This is a genomic window from Pseudomonas sp. ML96, from assembly GCF_000761545.1.
In the GTDB taxonomy this organism is placed as follows: Bacteria; Pseudomonadota; Gammaproteobacteria; order Pseudomonadales; family Pseudomonadaceae; genus Aquipseudomonas.
The window spans coordinates 20733-37828 of the sequence record NZ_JPMY01000031.1 but is presented as its reverse complement, the minus strand read 5'-3'; the positions used below and the strand labels follow the sequence as shown (position 1 = coordinate 37828).

21 protein-coding genes are annotated in these 17096 nt (G+C 66.6%); 16 read left to right on the top strand and 5 right to left on the bottom strand.

Annotated features, from left to right (window positions below):
• Positions 1–13 precede the first annotated feature (13 nt).
• From motD to IP89_RS15665, 6 genes are all read left to right on the top strand, one after another.
• Positions 14–901, top strand: a complete 888-nt coding sequence (gene motD, locus IP89_RS15690; RefSeq protein ID WP_043310545.1) for a flagellar motor protein MotD — start codon at positions 14–16, stop codon at positions 899–901.
• A 52-nt stretch (positions 902–953) separates the two neighbouring features.
• Positions 954–1742, top strand: a complete 789-nt coding sequence (locus IP89_RS15685) for a ParA family protein (RefSeq protein ID WP_043310544.1) — start codon at positions 954–956, stop codon at positions 1740–1742.
• Between the two features lie 84 nt (positions 1743–1826).
• Positions 1827–2669 carry a CheW domain-containing protein gene (locus tag IP89_RS15680; protein WP_043310543.1) on the top strand — a complete coding sequence of 281 codons (843 nt, stop codon included), beginning with the start codon at positions 1827–1829 and terminating at the stop codon, positions 2667–2669.
• 74 nt (positions 2670–2743) lie between these two features.
• Positions 2744–3223 (top strand): chemotaxis protein CheW, encoded by a 480-nt coding sequence (locus IP89_RS15675; protein WP_043310542.1) that lies wholly within the window; start codon positions 2744–2746, stop codon positions 3221–3223.
• 3 nt (positions 3224–3226) lie between these two features.
• Entirely contained in the window at positions 3227–3634 is a 408-nt protein-coding gene (locus IP89_RS15670; RefSeq protein WP_043310541.1) for a DUF2802 domain-containing protein, read from the top strand.
• A 120-nt stretch (positions 3635–3754) separates the two neighbouring features.
• Positions 3755–4216, top strand: coding sequence for a rhodanese-like domain-containing protein (locus tag IP89_RS15665; RefSeq protein ID WP_052081111.1), 462 nt, complete (start codon positions 3755–3757; stop codon positions 4214–4216).
• On the opposite strand, the gene IP89_RS15660 is transcribed toward IP89_RS15665, so the two are convergent.
• Positions 4176–4514: an EscU/YscU/HrcU family type III secretion system export apparatus switch protein gene (locus tag IP89_RS15660; RefSeq protein WP_043310540.1), complete on the bottom strand. Its 339-nt coding sequence runs from the start codon at positions 4512–4514 to the stop codon at positions 4176–4178. The genes IP89_RS15665 and IP89_RS15660 overlap by 41 nt on opposite strands.
• Positions 4511–6058, bottom strand: coding sequence for a flagellar hook-length control protein FliK (locus tag IP89_RS15655; RefSeq protein WP_043310539.1), 1548 nt, complete (start codon positions 6056–6058; stop codon positions 4511–4513). The genes IP89_RS15660 and IP89_RS15655 overlap by 4 nt, the downstream gene beginning before the upstream one ends.
• 134 nt (positions 6059–6192) lie before the next feature.
• On the opposite strand from IP89_RS15655, the gene ccmA reads away from it, so the two are divergent.
• The 10 genes from ccmA to IP89_RS15605 are packed head-to-tail and all read left to right on the top strand — an operon-like array spanning position 6193 to position 13415.
• Positions 6193–6843: a cytochrome c biogenesis heme-transporting ATPase CcmA gene (gene ccmA, locus IP89_RS15650; RefSeq protein ID WP_371261958.1), complete on the top strand. Its 651-nt coding sequence runs from the start codon at positions 6193–6195 to the stop codon at positions 6841–6843.
• Positions 6840–7511 (top strand): heme exporter protein CcmB, encoded by a 672-nt coding sequence (ccmB, locus tag IP89_RS15645; protein ID WP_021702576.1) that lies wholly within the window; start codon positions 6840–6842, stop codon positions 7509–7511. The genes ccmA and ccmB overlap by 4 nt, the downstream gene beginning before the upstream one ends.
• A 13-nt stretch (positions 7512–7524) precedes the next feature.
• Complete coding sequence (locus IP89_RS15640) at positions 7525–8283, top strand: heme ABC transporter permease (RefSeq protein WP_156115068.1); 759 nt, start codon at positions 7525–7527, stop codon at positions 8281–8283.
• Positions 8280–8456 carry a heme exporter protein CcmD gene (gene ccmD / locus IP89_RS15635; RefSeq protein WP_043310536.1) on the top strand — a complete coding sequence of 59 codons (177 nt, stop codon included), beginning with the start codon at positions 8280–8282 and terminating at the stop codon, positions 8454–8456. Before IP89_RS15640 ends, ccmD begins: the two co-directional genes overlap by 4 nt.
• Entirely contained in the window at positions 8453–8908 is a 456-nt protein-coding gene (gene ccmE, locus IP89_RS15630) for a cytochrome c maturation protein CcmE (RefSeq protein ID WP_043310535.1), read from the top strand. Before ccmD ends, ccmE begins: the two co-directional genes overlap by 4 nt.
• A gap of 11 nt (positions 8909–8919) precedes the next feature.
• Positions 8920–10893: a heme lyase CcmF/NrfE family subunit gene (locus tag IP89_RS15625; protein WP_043310593.1), complete on the top strand. Its 1974-nt coding sequence runs from the start codon at positions 8920–8922 to the stop codon at positions 10891–10893.
• Entirely contained in the window at positions 10890–11423 is a 534-nt protein-coding gene (locus tag IP89_RS15620) for a DsbE family thiol:disulfide interchange protein (RefSeq protein WP_043310534.1), read from the top strand. Before IP89_RS15625 ends, IP89_RS15620 begins: the two co-directional genes overlap by 4 nt.
• On the top strand, positions 11420–11902 hold the full coding sequence (locus tag IP89_RS15615; RefSeq protein WP_043310533.1) for a cytochrome c-type biogenesis protein: 483 nt from the start codon (positions 11420–11422) through the stop codon (positions 11900–11902). Before IP89_RS15620 ends, IP89_RS15615 begins: the two co-directional genes overlap by 4 nt.
• The gene (gene ccmI / locus IP89_RS15610) at positions 11902–13098 is read left to right on the top strand and encodes a c-type cytochrome biogenesis protein CcmI (RefSeq protein ID WP_043310532.1); all 1197 of its coding nucleotides are present in this window, start codon (positions 11902–11904) and stop codon (positions 13096–13098) included. Before IP89_RS15615 ends, ccmI begins: the two co-directional genes overlap by 1 nt.
• Positions 13095–13415 (top strand): hypothetical protein, encoded by a 321-nt coding sequence (locus tag IP89_RS15605; RefSeq protein ID WP_043310531.1) that lies wholly within the window; start codon positions 13095–13097, stop codon positions 13413–13415. The genes ccmI and IP89_RS15605 overlap by 4 nt, the downstream gene beginning before the upstream one ends.
• A 22-nt stretch (positions 13416–13437) precedes the next feature.
• Here IP89_RS15605 and IP89_RS15600 read toward each other — a convergent pair whose 3' ends face one another.
• The 3 genes from IP89_RS15600 to IP89_RS15590 are packed head-to-tail and all read right to left on the bottom strand — an operon-like array spanning position 13438 to position 17034.
• Positions 13438–14343 (bottom strand): urea transporter, encoded by a 906-nt coding sequence (locus tag IP89_RS15600; protein WP_043310530.1) that lies wholly within the window; start codon positions 14341–14343, stop codon positions 13438–13440.
• 4 nt (positions 14344–14347) lie between these two features.
• On the bottom strand, positions 14348–15763 hold the full coding sequence (gene pyk / locus IP89_RS15595) for a pyruvate kinase (protein ID WP_043310592.1): 1416 nt from the start codon (positions 15761–15763) through the stop codon (positions 14348–14350).
• Positions 15763–17034 (bottom strand): glycerate kinase, encoded by a 1272-nt coding sequence (locus IP89_RS15590; protein ID WP_043310529.1) that lies wholly within the window; start codon positions 17032–17034, stop codon positions 15763–15765. The genes pyk and IP89_RS15590 overlap by 1 nt, the downstream gene beginning before the upstream one ends.
• Positions 17035–17096 lie beyond the last annotated feature (62 nt).

Here is a 17096-nt window from a genome sequence, read left to right as displayed (position 1 = left end):
GTAGGGTACCGACATGGCCCGGCGGCGCCACCACGAAGAACACGAGAATCACGAACGCTGGCTGGTGTCCTACGCGGACTTCATCACCCTGCTGTTCGCCTTCTTCGTGGTGATGTATTCGATCTCCTCGATCAACGAGGGCAAGTACAAGGTGCTGTCGGAGAGCCTGGTCGGTGTATTCAGCGAGCCGGAGCGGGCGATCAAGCCGATCCCCATCGGCGACGAGAAGCCGCGTACCACCGAGCCCGACCGCTCGATGATCGAGGACAACCCGAACAGCAGCACCTCCAGCGACGATCCGGCCAATGATCCGCTGCAGCAGATCGCGACCAGCATGCGCGACGCCTTCGGCGATCTGATCGCCAACGAGCAGCTGACCGTGCGCGGCAACGAGCTGTGGGTGGAGATCGAACTGAATTCCAGCCTGTTGTTCCCTAGCGGCGATGCAGTGCCCAACGAGATGGCCTTCACTTTGATAGAGAAGGTCGCAAAGATATTGGCGCCCTATGAGAACCCGGTGCATGTCGAGGGTTTTACCGACAACCTGCCGATCAGCACCGCGCAGTACCCGAGTAACTGGGAACTTTCCTCGGCGCGGGCGGCCAGCATAGTGCGGATGCTGGCGATGGACGGGGTAAATCCCGGGCGCATGGCCGCTGTTGGCTATGGCGAATTCCAGCCGGTGGCGGACAACGCTACGGCAGAGGGGCGGGCTCGCAACCGCCGAGTGGTGCTTGTGGTGTCGCGCAATCTCGATGTGCGCCGTAGTGTGAGTGGTGTGGGCAGTGGCCATGCCAAACCCGATGCCGCATTGCAGCGGGCTGGCACGCAACCTGCACCGGCACAGCCACAGGCGGCACCGGTGACCGGTCCCGCCAATATTTCGACGCCCACACCCTGAGGCGTCACCCAGTTCTCGGCAGGGGGACGGCCAGGCCGGGAGGACGAAGAATATGAAAGTCTGGGCAGTAGCCAATCAAAAAGGTGGGGTCGGCAAGACCACCACATCCATCGCCCTGGCGGGTCTGCTGGCCGATGCTGGCAAGCGCGTGGTGGTGGTCGACCTCGACCCGCATGGGTCGATGACCAGTTATTTCGGCCACGACCCGGATACTCTGGAGCACAGCAACTTCGACCTGTTCCTGCACCAGGGCAGCGTGCCGCAAGGCTTGCCGGCCAGCCTGTTGCTTCCGACCAGTCACGAGAGTATTTCCCTGCTGCCATCGAGTACCGCGCTTGCCACCCTAGAGCGCCAGTCGCCCGGGCAGAATGGTCTGGGGTTGGTGATCGCCAAAAGTCTGGCGCAGCTGTGGGACAAGTTCGACCACGCGATCATCGACAGCCCGCCCTTGCTCGGCGTGCTGATGGTCAACGCGCTGGCCGCCAGCCAGCAGCTGGTGATCCCGGTACAGACCGAGTTCCTGGCCGTGAAGGGCCTGGAGCGCATGGTCAGCACCCTCAACATGGTCAACCGCTCGCGCAAGCAGCCTTTGCCGTACACCATCGTGCCGACCCTGTTTGATCGCCGCACCCAGGCCTCGCTGAACACCCTGCGCGTGCTGCGCAATACTTATCCTGAGCACCTGTGGCAGGCGTACGTGCCGGTGGATACCCGTCTGCGCGATGCCAGCCGGGCAGGGCGAACGCCTTCGCAGTTCGATGGCAACAGTCGTGGGGTCATTGCCTACCGGGCGTTGCTCAAACACCTGCTGGCGGGGCAACCAGCCTCTCAGGTAGCCTGATGGGCCGGCTATGCTGAACGGACAGGTTCAAGTCATCGGCCAGCCCTGCCGATAGTCTGTACAGACTCTCTCGTGGAACACTTTATGAGCCGCACTGCCACCGCCGCCATTCGCCCTCAGCAGGCCTTGCAGTCCTACCTGGATGCACTGCTGCAGGAGGCCGCCGTCGAACTGGAGGAGAGCTTCGATTTCGACGAGTTCGAAGCGGCTGTGCTCGAGGAGCAGGTGCGTGACGCCCGTCGCGAGGAAACTCCGCCAGTAGCGCTCAAACCGTTGGCTCTGGCCGAGGCCAAGCCGCAGGTGCTGCCGACCATCGACCTGCGTTTGCCGGAAGTGGCGCCGCTGGTTGAAGTCGAGGTCGAGGCCGAGGTTCCGGTCGCAGAGATCGAGCCCGAGGTTGTGGTGCAGGCAGAGCAGGCGCTGCAGCCTGCCGCCGCCCCCAGCCTCGACGGCCGCCCGGACTGGGCCGACGAACCCTTCGAATGCCTGCTGTTTGATGTGGCCGGCCTGACCCTGGCAGTGCCGTTGGTATGCCTGGGTTCCATCTACCCGCTGACCGATACCGAGCTGACGCCGCTATTCGGCCAGCCGGACTGGTTCCTTGGCATACTGCCGAGTCAGGCGGGCAACCTGAAAGTGCTGGATACCGCACGCTGGGTGATGCCAGAGCGCTACCGCGAGGATTTCCGCGAGGGCCTGCAGTACGTGATTTCCGTGCAGGGCTACGAATGGGGCCTGGCGGTACATCAGGTCAGTCGCTCGATCCGCCTAGTGCCGGATGAGATCAAATGGCGCAGCCAGCGCTCGCAGCGCCCCTGGCTGGCCGGTACGGTGATCGAACACATGTGTGCGTTGCTGGATGTCTCGGCCCTGGCCGAGCTGATCGCCAGCGGCGCCACGCGCAACGGAGCGATCCGCGCGCATTGAATGCAACGCCCCGTTCGTACGGGGCTCTATAGTTAACGACAAGCGGGCAGACCCGCGAACTTGAGGCTAGGGACATGAAGAAATCGTCAGCGCAAGGTTCCGAAGATCCGATTCTGCAGTGGGTGACCTTCCGGCTGGATAACGAGACCTACGGCATCAACGTGATGCAGGTGCAGGAAGTGCTGCGCTACACCGAGATCGCTCCGGTTCCGGGGGCGCCGGCCTATGTGCTGGGTATCATCAACCTGCGCGGTAACGTGGTCACCGTGATCGACACCCGCCAGCGCTTCGGTCTGTCGTCGGCGCCGGTCACCGACAACACCCGTATCGTCATCATCGAGGCGGACAAGCAGGTGGTCGGCATCCTGGTCGATAGCGTTGCCGAGGTGGTCTATCTGCGCCAATCCGAGGTCGAGACCGCTCCGAACGTCGGCAACGACGAGTCTGCCAAGTTCATTCAGGGCGTCTGCAACAAGAATGGCGAGCTGCTCATCCTGGTCGAGCTGGACAAGATGATGTCCGAGGAAGAGTGGTCCGAGCTGGAGAGCATCTGACCCATGTTGTTGGAGATCGCGGTGGCCGTGCTCGGCCTGTTCTGTGTGCTGCTTGCCGGCGCCTGCTATCAGCTATCGCTGAAGCTGCGCCAGCAAGCCGAGCTGCAGAAGGAGCGCGATGCCCTCCGTGATCAACGACTCAAGGAAGTGTCGCGGCGCCTCGATGCCTACCTCACCGGCAGTATTCGCATGGGTGAGGAGCTCCACGAGCTGCGCCGCGTGGTTGCGCCGCTGCCGGACAAGCTCAACCAGATGGAGCAGCGCGACCCTTCCAGCCTGTCCTTCACTCAGGCCGCGCGCCTGGCGGGGATGGGCGCCAGCGTCGATGATCTGACGCATTCCTGCGGCCTGAGTCAGGCCGAGGCCGAGCTGGTCAGTCGCCTGCACATGGCGCAAAAGCAGCGTTCTTGAGCCGTTCTCTTACATCCTTAAGTTCTGTTTCACCGCCCGCGCGACCCTAATGGTTCCAAGCATGGGGCTTCTGCCTGCCTAAGCTGAACTCATGGAGCTGACTTCCCGAGGAGGTCCACCATGCGTTTTGCATTGATGTTGCTGTTGTGCCTGGTCATGCCAAGTGTGGGAGCCAGTGAGGCTCCACTGGAGGTCAGAGGCGCCACCACGGTGAATGCCGTGCAGGCGCGCCAGCTCTATGAGTACGGCGTGTTGTTCATCGACGTGCGCCCCTCTCGCGAGTGGGGCTGGGGGCATGTGCACGGGGCGCTGCACCTGGCGCTGGACCAGCGTTTCGATGAGCTGTCAGGGCCGGATTGGCCGCGCAATATGCCGATCGTGCTGTATTGCGACAGCGAGGTCTGCCCGCATAGTGCCGAGGCTGCGCGCCGCGCCGTCGGCTGGGGCTTCCAGCAGGTCTACTACTTCCGCACCGGCTACTTTGCCTGGCAGCTGCTGGACTTCCCGCAGGGCAAGGGGCAGGAGGGCGAGCTGTTTGCATTTATTCTCGAGGGGCAGCCAACCGCGGCAGGGACGGACTGACGTCACGCTCGGTCGGGGCTTCGCTGAAGCCGACCGGGCGCTTACCCTTGAGATACCAGGCGAAGGCGATGATCTCGGCGATGGTGCGATAGAGCGGCTCGGGAATCGCGTCGCCCAGCTCCAGGCGTGCCAGCAGGCGTACCAGTTCGGCGTTCTCGTAGATCGGCACTTCGTATTCGCGGGCGATGGCCAGGATGGCCTCGGCCAATTCGTCGTCGCCCTTGGCTGTCAGGCTGGGAGCGTCGGCGCCGTTGTAGGAGAGGGCGATGGCCTGGCGGGGTGCCTTGTCCTGCTTCATGCGGTCTCGTCCACCCAGCGTTGCTCCAGATGCGTCTTCGGCCCTTGTGGAGGCATGCCCTGGCGGCAGCTCAGCTCGCCAACTTCGAGGCCGGCGCCGAGTAGGCGCTGGCGCAGATTATCCAGCTCCTGGTCGATCAGTTGCGCGGTATCGGCACGCTCGGCCCATAGCTGGCTGGACAGGCTGCCACGCAGCAGCTGCGCCTGGACCTGCAGCGGCCCCAGCGGGTCGAGATCGAAGGCCAGGTCGATGCGCCACAGGGTTTCCTTCTGCTCCGTGCGGGTCTCCGGGCCTGACTCCTCGCGCTGCAGCTTGACCTGCAGCGGCACCACGTCGTGCTGGTTGCGCATCGGCAGCTCCAACTGCCAGGTTGTCAGCAGGTTGCCCTCTGGCGTCACCTGGGTCTGCGCCAGGCTCGACAGCTGATGGGTCTGCAGACGTGACACGGCGGCGGCGGCCAGCTTGAGCAGGGTTTCCAGGTCCGCTTCTTCATCCATCGACTGCAGCAGACGCGACGGCAGGGGGAAGCTCATCGCCTGCTGGCGCAGGCTGACCTGGCCGAGTGCGCCGAGCGCGTTGCGGACGAAGGAGGGCAGGGCCTGGGCCAGGGCGTTGCCAGCGCTGGCGGCTGGGAGGGGCGCGCCGCCCGGCAGATTGGGTAGCAGCTGGGCGACCAGGCGTAGCAGGCTGGCCTTGAGGTCCTGCGGCAGGTGCTGGGATTGGCCGCCGAGCAATTTGGCCTCGAGGAACACGCCGCTCTGTTCCATGGCCTTGGCCAGGCCGTCGGGGCTGCTGAGCTGCTTGCCGTCGGGTAGCAGTCCTAGCAATTTGTCGATGCTGGTGCGCAGCTCGCTCGGCAGCCCGTCCTGCTGGGCCATGCCCTGCAGGCCCTTGAACAGTCCTTCCAGCGAGCCCTGACGGCCCTGTTGCGCGGCCAGTTGCTGGCCCAGCACCAATTGATCCAGGCGCCCGCTCAAGGGCAGGAAGGCGAGACTCTGGCTGCCCTGGACCTGGGCGGTGAGCAGACTGCCGATGGGTAGCGGCAGTGGCGTTTCGACGCTCAGCTTGCTGCCGGAGAGCGAGGTATTGAGCAGATTGACCACCACCCGGTACAGGGTCTGCTGGGCCTTGAGCTGGGCGATCTGCTCGCGGGATTCGACTTTGCCCTGCAACAGGGTGCCGACTGGCAACTGATCAAGGTCCAGGCTGGTCAGCAGGCGCGTATCGCCACCCTGCAGGGCCACGGCCAGGCGGGTCTCCGAGAGTGCGGTGACGGCCAGGGTGGTGCCCTGGGCCAGCGGGCGGGTGCTGCTGGCTTCGAGAGTGGTCTGCTTGCCGCTATCGAGAGTCAGCTTGAGCAACAGCTGGAAACTCTGCGCCGTTTCCTTGGCCGCCAGCACCTCGGCTTTGGCGGTTTCGCCCGCGGCGAGCATGCCTTCCAGCGGCTGTAGCAGCTTGACCGCCAGGTCGGCGGCGCTGTTCGCAGCAGGGCGGGTGGTCGGCGTCGTCGCGGGGAGCGGACGAGTACTGCTGATTTCTGCCATGGCCGGGTCACACCCTGTCAAAAAGCCGGCTTCGGAGGGCGAAGTCCGGCATGTATAATGCCGCCCCGTTCGGGCTGGCTATGCGGTCAACTTGCCACAGTATAGCGGCCAGCCTCCCTCCGACTTGAACCCCTCTGGGATGCCATGCAGTGACCAGTCCACGACTCCAAGCCGTTGCCCTCGCCTGTGAGCGGGATTGGCGTCTGCTATTCGAGGGACTGGATTTGGACCTCGGCGGCGGCACCCTGTTGCAGGTCGCAGGTCCCAACGGCAGTGGCAAGACCAGCCTGTTGCGGCTGCTCTCCGGGCTGATGCAACCCACCGCCGGCGAAGTGCTGCTCAACGACAAGCCGCTGGCCCGCCAGGGCGGCGAGCTGGGCAGCAGCCTGCTGTGGATCGGTCATGCCGCCGGCATCAAGGGCCTGCTCACCGCCGAAGAGAACCTGGCCTGGCTCTGCGCGCTGCACCGGCCCGCCGATCGCCAGGCGATCTGGCAGGCGCTGGAGGCCGTCGGCCTGCGCGGTTTCGAGGATGTGCCTTGCCACACCCTGTCCGCCGGCCAGCAGCGTCGCGTGGCGCTGGCACGCCTGTATCTCGATGCACCGCCGCTGTGGATTCTCGACGAGCCGTTCACCGCTCTGGACAAACAGGGCGTGGCGCAGCTGGAGGCGCATCTGGCGGCGCATTGCGAGCAGGGCGGCCTGGTCGTACTGACCACTCACCACACGCTGCAGCAGGTGCCGTCCGGCTATCGCGTACTCGACCTGGGGCAGCGCGCCGCATGAATAGCGTCTTCCTCCTCCTGCTGGCCCGCGAGGCGCGTCTGCTGTTCCGTCGTCCGGCCGAGCTGGCCAACCCGCTGGTGTTCTTCGCCATCGTCATCGCCCTGTTCCCGTTGGCGGTCGGCCCCGAGACCAATCTGTTACAGACCTTGTCGCCCGGGCTGATCTGGGTGGCCGCGCTTTTGGCCGTGCTGCTCTCGCTGGACGGGCTTTTCCGTAGTGATTTCGAGGACGGTTCGCTGGAACAGTGGGTCCTTTCGTCGCACCCGCTGCCTCTTCTGGTGCTGGCCAAGGTGCTGGCACACTGGCTGTTCTCGGGCCTGGCCCTGGTGCTGCTGGCGCCGCTGCTGGCGCTGATGCTCGGCCTGCCGGGGCGCTGCCTGCCAGTGCTGCTCGGCTCGCTGCTGCTCGGCACCCCGGTGCTCAGCCTGCTCGGCGCGGTAGGCGCTGCGCTGACCGTCGGTCTCAAGCGCGGCGGCCTGCTGCTGGCGCTGCTGATACTGCCGCTGTACATCCCGGTGCTGATTCTCGGCACCGGGGCGTTGCAGGCGGCCCTGCAAGGATTGCCGGCGGCCGGTCACCTGTTGTGGCTGGCCAGCCTGACCGCTCTGGCGGTCACCCTGACACCCTTTGCAATCGGCGCCGGGCTGAAAATCAGCATCGGCGAATAACTAAAGAGTCACCGTGATGAGATGGACCTGGTTTCACCAGTGGGGTTCGCCCAAATGGTTCTATGAGCGCAGCGGTCGCTGGCTGCCGTGGCTGGTTGCGGCAGCCGTCGTGCTGCTCGCTGTTGGTATCGTCTGGGGGCTGGCCTTCGCGCCGCCGGAGAAGTACCAGGGCAACAGCTACCGAATCATCTACATCCATGTGCCGGCGGCGTTCCTCGCCCAGTCCTGCTACCTGCTGATGGCGGTGGCCGGCATCGTCGGCCTGGTGTGGAAGATGAAGCTGGCCGACGTGGCCCTGCAGCAGGCTGCGCCTATCGGCGCCTGGCTGTGCTTCATCGCGCTGGTCACCGGCGCCATCTGGGGCAAGCCGACCTGGGGCACCTACTGGGTATGGGACGCGCGCCTGACCTCGATGCTGATCCTGCTGTTCCTCTACTTCGGCGTCATCGCCCTGGGCAACGCGATCAGCAACCGTGACAGCGCGGCCAAGGCCTGCGCGGTGCTGGCACTGGTCGGCGCGGTGAACATCCCGATCATCCAGAAGTCGGTGGAGTGGTGGAACACCCTGCACCAGCCGGCCACCTTCAAGGTCACCGGCAAGGCCAGCATGAACGTCGAGATGTGGCTGCCGCTGCTGCTCTGCGTACTCGGCTTCTACTGCTTCCTCGGCGCCGTGCTGCTCTATCGCATGCGCACCGAAGTGCTCAAGCGCGAGGCCCGCAGCAGCTGGGTACGTGCCGAAGTCGCGCGTCTGGTGGAGGGCAGGGCATGAGTTTCGCCTCTTTCAGCGAATTCCTCGCCATGGGTAGCCATGGTGCTTACGTGTGGTCGGCCTACGGCATCAGCCTGGCGGTGCTGGCCCTCAACGTCGCGCTGCCGATCCTCGCGCGCCGACGTTACCTGCAAGACGAGGCGCGCCGTTTGCGCCGGGAGAAACAACAGTGAACGCGGTCCGCAAGAAACGTCTGTACATCATCCTGGCCATCCTGGTCGGTGTTTCCGCCGCCGTGGGCCTGGCCCTCAGCGCGCTGCAGGAGAACATCAACCTGTTCTACACCCCGACCCAGATCGCCAACGGCGAGGCGCCGCAGGACACCCGCATCCGCGCCGGCGGCATGGTCGCCGAAGGCTCGGTGAAGCGCTCCGCCGACTCGCTGGACGTCGAGTTCGTGGTAACCGACTTCGCCAAGAACGTGACCATCCGCTACCGCGGGATCCTGCCGGACCTGTTCCGCGAGAAACAGGGCATCGTCGCCCTCGGCAAACTCAACGCAGAGGGCGTGCTGGTCGCCGATGAAGTACTGGCCAAGCACGACGAGAACTACATGCCACCGGAAGTGACCAAGGCGCTCAAGGAGAGCGGCAAGCTGCCGGCCGAAGGCGAGGCCAAGCAATGAACGCGGCGCTGATGATTCCGGAACTGGGCCATGTGGCCCTGATCCTCGCCCTATGCCTGGCCGTCGTCCAGGCGACCCTGCCGCTGATCGGTGCCTGGCGCGGTGACCGCCAGTGGATGGGCCTGGCCCAGCCGGCGGCCTGGGGCCAGTTCATCATGCTGGCGTTCTCCTTCGCCTGCCTGACCTGGGCCTTCATGGCTGACGACTTCTCCGTGGCCTACGTGGCCAGCAACTCCAACAGCGCCTTGCCCTGGTACTACAAGTTCAGCGCCGTATGGGGCGCGCACGAGGGCTCGCTGCTGCTGTGGGCGCTGATCCTCGGCGGCTGGACCTTCGCCGTGGCGATCTTCTCGCGGCAACTGCCGGAAGTGATGCTGGCCCGCGTGCTGGCCGTGATGGGCATGATCAGCGTCGGCTTCCTGCTGTTCCTGATCATCACCTCCAACCCCTTCGAGCGCCTGCTGCCGGACAGCCCCATGGACGGCCGCGACCTCAACCCGCTGCTGCAGGACTTCGGCCTGATCGTGCATCCGCCGATGCTGTACATGGGCTACGTCGGCTTCTCGGTGGCTTTCGCCTTCGCCATCGCCGCGCTGCTCGGCGGCAAGCTGGATGCCGCCTGGGCGCGCTGGTCGCGACCGTGGACCATCGTCGCCTGGGCCTTCCTCGGTGTCGGTATCGCGCTGGGCTCCTGGTGGGCCTACTACGAACTGGGCTGGGGCGGCTGGTGGTTCTGGGACCCGGTGGAGAACGCCTCGTTCATGCCCTGGCTGGTCGGCACCGCGCTGATCCACTCACTGGCCGTGACCGAGAAGCGTGGCGTGTTCAAGAGCTGGACCGTGCTGCTGGCCATCGCCGCCTTCTCCCTGAGCCTGCTCGGCACCTTCCTGGTTCGTTCCGGCGTGCTGACTTCGGTACACGCCTTCGCCAACGATCCGGAGCGCGGCGTGTTCATCCTGGTGTTCCTGCTGATCGTGGTCGGCAGCTCGCTGGCGCTGTTCGCCCTGCGTGCGCCGGTGGTCAAGAGCCAGGTCGGCTTCGCCCTGTGGTCGCGCGAGACTTTCCTGCTGGCCAACAACCTGGTGCTGGTGGTGGCGGCCTCGATGATCCTGCTTGGCACTCTGTATCCATTGGTGCTGGACGCGCTGACCGGCGCCAAGCTATCGGTCGGCCCGCCTTACTTCAATGCCCTGTTCGTGCCGCTGATGGCGCTGCTGATGCTGGTCCTGGCGGTCGGCGTGCTGGTGCGCTGGAAGGACACTCCGGTGCAGTGGCTGCGCGGCATGCTCACCCCGGTGCTGATCGGCGCCGTGGTGCTCGGCTTCCTCGCCAGCTGGGCCTTCGGCGATTTCCACTGGACCGTGCTGGCGGTGTTCCTACTGGCCTTCTGGGTGCTGCTGGCCGGCGTCCGTGACCTACTCGACAAGTGCCGCCACAAGGGCCTGTTCAAGGGCATCCGCAGCCTGTCCAGCAGCTACTGGGGCATGCAGCTGGCGCACATCGGTATTGCCGCCTGCGCCATCGGCGTGGTGCTGGTCAGCCATGGCAGCGCCGAGCGTGACCTGCGCCTGGCGCCGGGCGAATCGCTGGAGCTGGGTGGCTATCGCTTCGTCTTCGAGGGCGCGCAGCACTTCGAAGGCCCCAACTTCACTTCGGACAAGGGCACCGTGCGCGTGCTGGAGGATGGCGAGGAGATCGCCGTGCTGCATCCGGAGAAGCGCCTGTACACCGTGCAGCAGATGCCGATGACCGAGGCGGGCATTTCCGCCGGTTTCACCCGTGACCTCTACGTCGCCCTCGGCGAGCCGCTGGAGAACGGTGCCTGGGCTGTGCGCGTGCACATCAAGCCCTACGTGCGCTGGATCTGGCTCGGTGGCCTGATGATGGGCCTCGGTGGCCTGCTGGCGGCCTTCGACCCGCGCTACCGGGTCAAGGTGCGCACCCGTGTGCGTGACGTGCTGGGCATGAAGGAGGCCGCCGTATGAAACGCCTGATCCTGCTGGTGCCGCTGGCGCTGTTCCTCGGCATGGCGGCCTTTCTCTACAAGGGCCTGTTCCTCGACCCGCAGGAGCTGCCGTCGGCGCTGATCGACAAGCCGCTGCCGGCGTTCAGTCTGCCGGATCTGGAACAGCCGCAGCGCCTGCTGACCCAGACCGACTTCAAGGGCCCGGCGCTGATCAACGTCTGGGCCACCTGGTGCCCGACCTGCAAGGCCGAACACCAGATGCTGAATAGCCTGGCCAAGGCCGGCGTGGTGATCTACGGCGTCAACTACAAGGATGACGCCGAGGCCGCGCGCAAGTGGCTACAGGACTACCTGGACCCGTACCAGCTCACCCTGGTCGATGCCAAGGGCAGCCTGGGCCTGGACCTCGGTGTGTATGGCGCGCCGGAGACCTTCCTGATCGACGCCCAGGGCATCATCCGCCACAAGTACGTCGGTGCCATCGATGAGCGCGTCTGGCGTCAGGAGCTGGCGCCGCGTTACCAGGCACTGCTGGAGGCCAAACAGTGAAGCGTCTGCTGCTCGCCTGCCTCCTGGGCCTGAGCCTGATCGGCGTGGCCCGTGCCGCCATCGACACCTACGAGTTCAAGGACGAGGTGGAGCGCGAGCGCTTCCGCAGCCTCACCGAGGAACTGCGTTGCCCCAAGTGCCAGAACCAGAACATCGCCGACTCCAACGCGCCGATCGCCACCGACCTGCGTCGCGAGATATTCCGCATGCTCGATGAGGGCCGCAGCGACAAGGAGATCGTCGATTTCCTGGTCATGCGCTACGGCGACTTCGTGATGTACAAGCCGCCGCTGGACAGCCGCACCTGGCTGCTCTGGTATGGCCCCTTCGGCCTGCTGGGCCTGGGTGCCATCGCGCTGGTGGTGCTGGTCCTGCGCCGGCGCAAGGTCGAGGCCGCGCCCGAGCGGGCCGCCCTGAGCGCCGCTGAACGTGAGCGTCTCGACGCTCTGCTGAAAGAAAACCGGGATACCCAAGACTGATGATCGAATTCTGGCTCGCCGTCGGCCTGTTGCTGCTGGTCGGCACGGCTTTCCTGCTGATTCCCGTGCTGCGTGGCCGTCGTGCCCAGGCCGAGGAAGACCGCACCGCGCTCAACGTCGCCCTGTACCAGGAGCGCCTGGCTGAACTCACCGCCCAGCGTGACGCCGGCACCCTGACCGTCGAGCAGTTCGACGCTGGCCAGGCCGAGGCGGCGCGCGAGCTGTTGGCCGATACCGAAGGCAGTGGCGCGGGCCGTAGCCAGCGCCTGGGCAAGGCGCTGCCGCTGCTGATCGCCCTGGCTATTCCGGGCCTGGCCTTCGGCCTGTACTGGCACTGGGGCGCCAGCCAGGAGCTGACGGCCATGCAGGAACGGCCGACCATGGACCAGATGACCGCACGCCTGGAGCAGGCGGTGAAGGACAATCCGGAGTCGGCCGAGGCCTGGTACTTCCTCGCGCGCATGTACATGAGCGAAGGGCGCGCCAGCGAGGCGGCTCGTGCCTACGAGCAGGCCGTGCGTATCGCCGGACGCCAGCCCGAGCTGCTCGGCCAGTGGGCCCAGGCGCTGTACTTCGCCGGCGACAAACAGTGGTCCGCGCAGCTGCAGGCTCTGACCGACGAGGCGCTGAAGCTGGACCCGGCAGAGGTGACTAGCCTCGGCCTGCTCGGCATCGCTGCTTTCGAGGATGAGCGCTTCAACGACGCCATCGACTACTGGCAGCGCCTGCTGGCGCAGATGCCGGCGGAAGACCCGTCGCGCGGCGCGATCCAGGTCGGCATCGACAAGGCGCGCGAGCAAATGCAGGCCAACGGCCAGACGGCGCCCGAGGAACTGGTGAACAAGTCCATGGCGGTGATCAGCGTCAGCGTCGACTTGGCGCCGGAGCTCAAGGCCAAGGTGCAGCCGGGCGATGCGGTATTCGTCTTCGCCCGCGCCGCGTCTGGTCCGCCCATGCCGCTGGCGGTCAAGCGCCTGACCGTGGCCGATCTGCCGGCTAAGGTCGAGCTGAGCGATAAGGACGCGATGATGGAGCAGCTCAAGCTCTCCAGCTTCCCCGAGGTACAGCTGGTCGCGCGCATCTCGCGCAGCGGCGTGGCGACCCAGGGTGAGTGGGTTGGCCGCGGCCGGCCGATCGCCAGCAGCACTCGTGATCCGCAGACGCTGCTGATCGACAGCCCGGAGCAGGCGCAGTGATCCGCGCGGGGCTGTCCCTGGCCCTGTTGCTGGCATTGAGCGGTTGCGCGCTGCAGCCGGGCGTCACGCCCAAGGGCGGCGAGCCGGCGCGCCAGCAGAGCCACCCGCGCTACGCGCCGCCGCCTGGCGGCAACGCGTACTGGGACCCGGCTCTGGGCGTGTACGTGATCCAGGGCGCGAGCAAGCTGTACTACCGCGAGCGCGTCTACTACCGCTGGAATCGTGGCTGGAACTGGGCCAGCAGCGCCAATGGCCCCTGGCAGCCGACCGACAGCAGCGGCGTGCCGGCAGGCCTCGGGCGCACCATCGCAGAGTGACGCTCTCGGATCAGATCAGGGCTTAGGGCAGGCGGCGCGAGAGCGGCGCCGATTCCAGGGCTGCGCGACGCAGCAGCTGGGTGCTCGCCACCACCAGCCAGCAGGCGAGGATGAAGGGCATGGTCAGCGGTGCCAGGCCCAGCGCGGCGAAGCCGGGCTGCAGGGCCAGGCTCAGCAATAAACCCGCCAGCGGCGCCCAGGGGCGGCGATAGGTCTGCGTCAGGGCGATGGCCGCCAGCACCGGGCTGTAGCCCAGCAGGCCGGCGAAAGCCTGCTCCAGCGGTTGTTCATGCACCAATGCCAGTGCCACCGGCAGCGCCGCGGCGGCCAGCGCCCAGGCCGCGCTACGCCTGTTGCACAACAGCAGGCCGAGCAGCAGGCAGAGGCCGGCGAGCGGATGGTTGAGGAAGATCACCTGACCAAGGCCGCGCAGGGTCGCTTCGATGGCAGCCAACCAACCTTGTTCAGCCAGTAGTGCAGGCGCCGCCGCCGGTGCGGTGGGCATAGCCAGCAGCCCGGCCAGCCAGGGCAGGGCCCAGCCGCAGAGGACGAAGGGCAGGGTGTAGGCGGGTAGCCACTGCTGTGTGCGTGCGGCGTGCAGCCAGGGCCGTAGCAGCAGGCTGGACAGTCCGGCGAGGGTGACCACCAGCAGGGGCAATAGCGGCGCCCAGTCCAGCTTCAGGCTCAGCAGCAGGCCGATCAGCGCGCCGTTGTAGCCGTACAGGCCGGCATCGATATCGGCCTGGTCATAGCCGCGGCGTTGCGCCACCAGGTTGCCGGCCAGCGCGCCGAGCAGGGCGTCGCCGAGGAGTTCGGGTGCCCCGATCAGCAGCGCCAGCAGCACCGCCAGGCCGAAGCCCGGACGTTGCTGCAGGAAGATCTGCGCGAAGGCGCAGAGCAGGGCGCGAAAACCACTGGCCAGGGGCATGGCATCAGCCGAGCTGCTCGATGCGCAGCATGTTGGTGCTGCCGGGCTGGCCCAGCGGTACGCCGGCGGTGATCACCAAAGTGTCGCCGCTACGCGCCATACCTTGCGCGCGCGCCACTTCCAGAGCGGTGCCGGTGACCTGCTCGGCCTCCTGCAGACGCTCCTTGACCACCGAATACACGCCCCAGGCCAGGCTCAGGCGGCGGGCCACCTGCAGGCTCGGGCTGAGGCTGAGGATCGGCGCCTTGGGCCGCTCGCGCGAGGCGCGCAGGCTGGAAGCGCCGGACTCGGTGTAGTTGACCAGCGCGGCCACCGGCAGGATGGCGCTGATGCGGCGAATCGCGCAGCTGATGGCGTCGCTCACCGTGGCCTCGGCCTGCGGGCGGTTGACGTCGAGCTGGCTCTGGAAGTCCGGGCCGTTCTCCACCTGGCGGATGATCTTGCTCATCATCTGCACGGTTTCCAGCGGGTAGTCGCCAGAGGCTGTCTCGGCCGACAGCATCACCGCATCGGCGCCTTCGGCCACTGCGTTGGCCACATCGGTGACCTCGGCGCGGGTCGGCGCGGGGGAGAAGCGCATGGATTCGAGCATCTGCGTGGCCACCACTACCGGCCGGCCGAGGCGGCGGCAGGTGCGCACGATGTCCTTCTGGATGCGCGGCACGTTTTCCGCCGGCACTTCGACGCCGAGGTCACCGCGCGCGACCATGATCGCATCGCACAGGCGGGCGATCTCTTCCAGGTGCTGCACCGCCGAGGGCTTCTCGATCTTGGCCAGCAGGGCAGCCTTGTCGCCGATCAGGGCGCGGGCCTCGACGATGTCCTCGGGGCGCTGGACGAAGGACAGGGCGACCCAGTCCACGCCCAGCTCCAGGCCGAAGCTCAGGTCACGACGGTCCTTGGCGGTCAGTGGCGAGAGCTGCAGCACCGCCTCCGGCACGTTGACGCCCTTGCGGTCGGACAGCTCGCCGCCGGCGATCACCATGGTGTCGATGGCGTCGGCGTGCTTGCTGGTCACCTGCAGGCGCAGGCGGCCGTCGTCCAGCAGTAGGCTCATGCCCGGCTGCAGGGCGGCGATGATCTCCGGATGCGGCAGGTTGACCCGCACGTCGTTGCCCGGCGTGTCGTCGAGGTCGAGGCGGAAGGCCTGGCCCTTGAACAGGTGGGTCTTGCCGTCGGCGAAACGGCCGACGCGCAGCTTCGGACCCTGCAGGTCCATCAGCACGCCCAGCGGCGTGTCCAGCTGGCGCTCGACCTCGCGCACCCAACCATGGCGCATGGCATGGTCGGCATGCTCGCCGTGGCTGAAGTTGAGACGGAACAGGTTGACCCCGGACTCCACCAGGGCGCGGATATCGTCCGCCCCCCGGATGGCTGGACCGAGCGTGGCGAGAATCTTCACTTTCTTGTCGGCGTACATCATTCGTTACTTCCGAGGATGAGAATGGCGCGGAAATCGTTGACGTTGGTGCGGGTCGGGCCGGTGACCACCAGTTCGTCGAGGGCGGCGAAGTAGCCATAGCCGTTGTTGTTGGCCAGTTCGGCCTCGGCATCCAGCTGCTGCAGGCCGGCGCGGGCGAAGCTGTAGGGCGTCATGATGGCGGCGGCGTTGTCTTCCGAGCCGTCGATGCCGTCGGTGTCGCCGGCCAGGGCGTAGACGCCCGGTAGGCCCTTGAGGCTGTTGGTCAGGCTGAGCAGGAATTCGGCGTTGCGCCCGCCACGGCCATTGCCGCGTACGGTCACGGTGGTCTCGCCACCGGAGAGGATCACGCAGGGCGGCTTGATCGGCTGGCCATGCAGCAGCGCCTGGCGGGCGATGCCGGCGTGCACCTTGGCCACTTCGCGGGATTCGCCCTCCAGGTCGCCGAGGATCAGCGCTTCGAAGCCGGCCTTGCGCGCGCGGGCGGCGGCGGCGTCCAGCGACTGCTGCGGCGTGGCGATGATCTGGAAGTGGCTGCGCGCCAGGCACGGGTCGCCCGGCTTGACTGTTTCCGAGCGCGGGTCCTGCAGCCAGGTGCGCACGTTGGCCGGAATGTCGATGGCGTAGCGGGCGAGGATCGCCAGGGCTTCGAGCGAGGTGGTCGGGTCGCCGACGGTGGGGCCGGAGGCGATCACCGTGGCTTCATCGCCCGGCACATCGGAGATCGCGTAGGTGTACACGCTGGCCGGCCAGCTGGCCTTGGCCAGGCGCCCACCCTTGATGGCGGAGAGGTGCTTGCGCACGCAGTTCATCTCGCCGATGGTCGCGCCGGAGCGCAGCAGCGCCTTGTTGATCGCCTGCTTGTCCTTGAGGCTGATGCCTTCGGCCGGCAGCGCCAGCAGCGACGAGCCGCCGCCGGAGAGCAGGAAGATCACCCGGTCGTTCTCGTTGAGGTTGCTGACCAGCTCCAGCACGCGGCGGGCGACACGCTCGCCGGCGTCGTCCGGCACCGGGTGAGCGGCCTCGACGACTTCGATCTTGCGGCAGTCGGCGCCGTGCTCGTAACGGGTCACCACCAGGCCGCTGACCTCGCCCTGCCATTCGCGCTCGATCACCGCCGCCATGGCCGCGGCAGCCTTGCCGGCGCCGATGACGATGACCTTGCCGCTGCGGTCGGCGGGCAGGTGGTCGGCCAGCACCTGGTCGGGATGGGCGGCGGCGATGGCAGTGGCGAACAGGTCGCGCAGCAGGCGTTGTGGGTCGAGGGTCATGTCAGGCTCCGGGTGCCGATTCTTGTCGTGGTGCGGTCGATTGCACTGCACAGCCGTCGCGC

Bases quoted from the DNA above. Each gene is read 5' to 3' on its own strand.
- ccmD (WP_043310536.1), top strand. From the start codon at position 8,280: ATGAGTTTCGCCTCTTTCAGCGAATTCCTCGCCATGGGTAGCCATGGT.
- IP89_RS15590 (WP_043310529.1), bottom strand. From the start codon at position 17,034: ATGACCCTCGACCCACAACGCCTGCTGCGCGACCTGTTCGCCACTGCC.
- IP89_RS15625 (WP_043310593.1), top strand. From the start codon at position 8,920: ATGATTCCGGAACTGGGCCATGTGGCCCTGATCCTCGCCCTATGCCTG.
- pyk (WP_043310592.1), bottom strand. From the start codon at position 15,763: ATGTACGCCGACAAGAAAGTGAAGATTCTCGCCACGCTCGGTCCAGCC.
- motD (WP_043310545.1), top strand. From the start codon at position 14: ATGGCCCGGCGGCGCCACCACGAAGAACACGAGAATCACGAACGCTGG.
- IP89_RS15600 (WP_043310530.1), bottom strand. From the start codon at position 14,343: ATGCCCCTGGCCAGTGGTTTTCGCGCCCTGCTCTGCGCCTTCGCGCAG.
- IP89_RS15655 (WP_043310539.1), bottom strand. From the start codon at position 6,058: ATGGCAGAAATCAGCAGTACTCGTCCGCTCCCCGCGACGACGCCGACC.
- IP89_RS15660 (WP_043310540.1), bottom strand. From the start codon at position 4,514: ATGAAGCAGGACAAGGCACCCCGCCAGGCCATCGCCCTCTCCTACAAC.
- IP89_RS15665 (WP_052081111.1), top strand. From the start codon at position 3,755: ATGCGTTTTGCATTGATGTTGCTGTTGTGCCTGGTCATGCCAAGTGTG.
- IP89_RS15680 (WP_043310543.1), top strand. From the start codon at position 1,827: ATGAGCCGCACTGCCACCGCCGCCATTCGCCCTCAGCAGGCCTTGCAG.
- ccmB (WP_021702576.1), top strand. From the start codon at position 6,840: ATGAATAGCGTCTTCCTCCTCCTGCTGGCCCGCGAGGCGCGTCTGCTG.
- IP89_RS15675 (WP_043310542.1), top strand. From the start codon at position 2,744: ATGAAGAAATCGTCAGCGCAAGGTTCCGAAGATCCGATTCTGCAGTGG.
- IP89_RS15670 (WP_043310541.1), top strand. From the start codon at position 3,227: ATGTTGTTGGAGATCGCGGTGGCCGTGCTCGGCCTGTTCTGTGTGCTG.
- IP89_RS15685 (WP_043310544.1), top strand. From the start codon at position 954: ATGAAAGTCTGGGCAGTAGCCAATCAAAAAGGTGGGGTCGGCAAGACC.
- IP89_RS15620 (WP_043310534.1), top strand. From the start codon at position 10,890: ATGAAACGCCTGATCCTGCTGGTGCCGCTGGCGCTGTTCCTCGGCATG.
- ccmI (WP_043310532.1), top strand. From the start codon at position 11,902: ATGATCGAATTCTGGCTCGCCGTCGGCCTGTTGCTGCTGGTCGGCACG.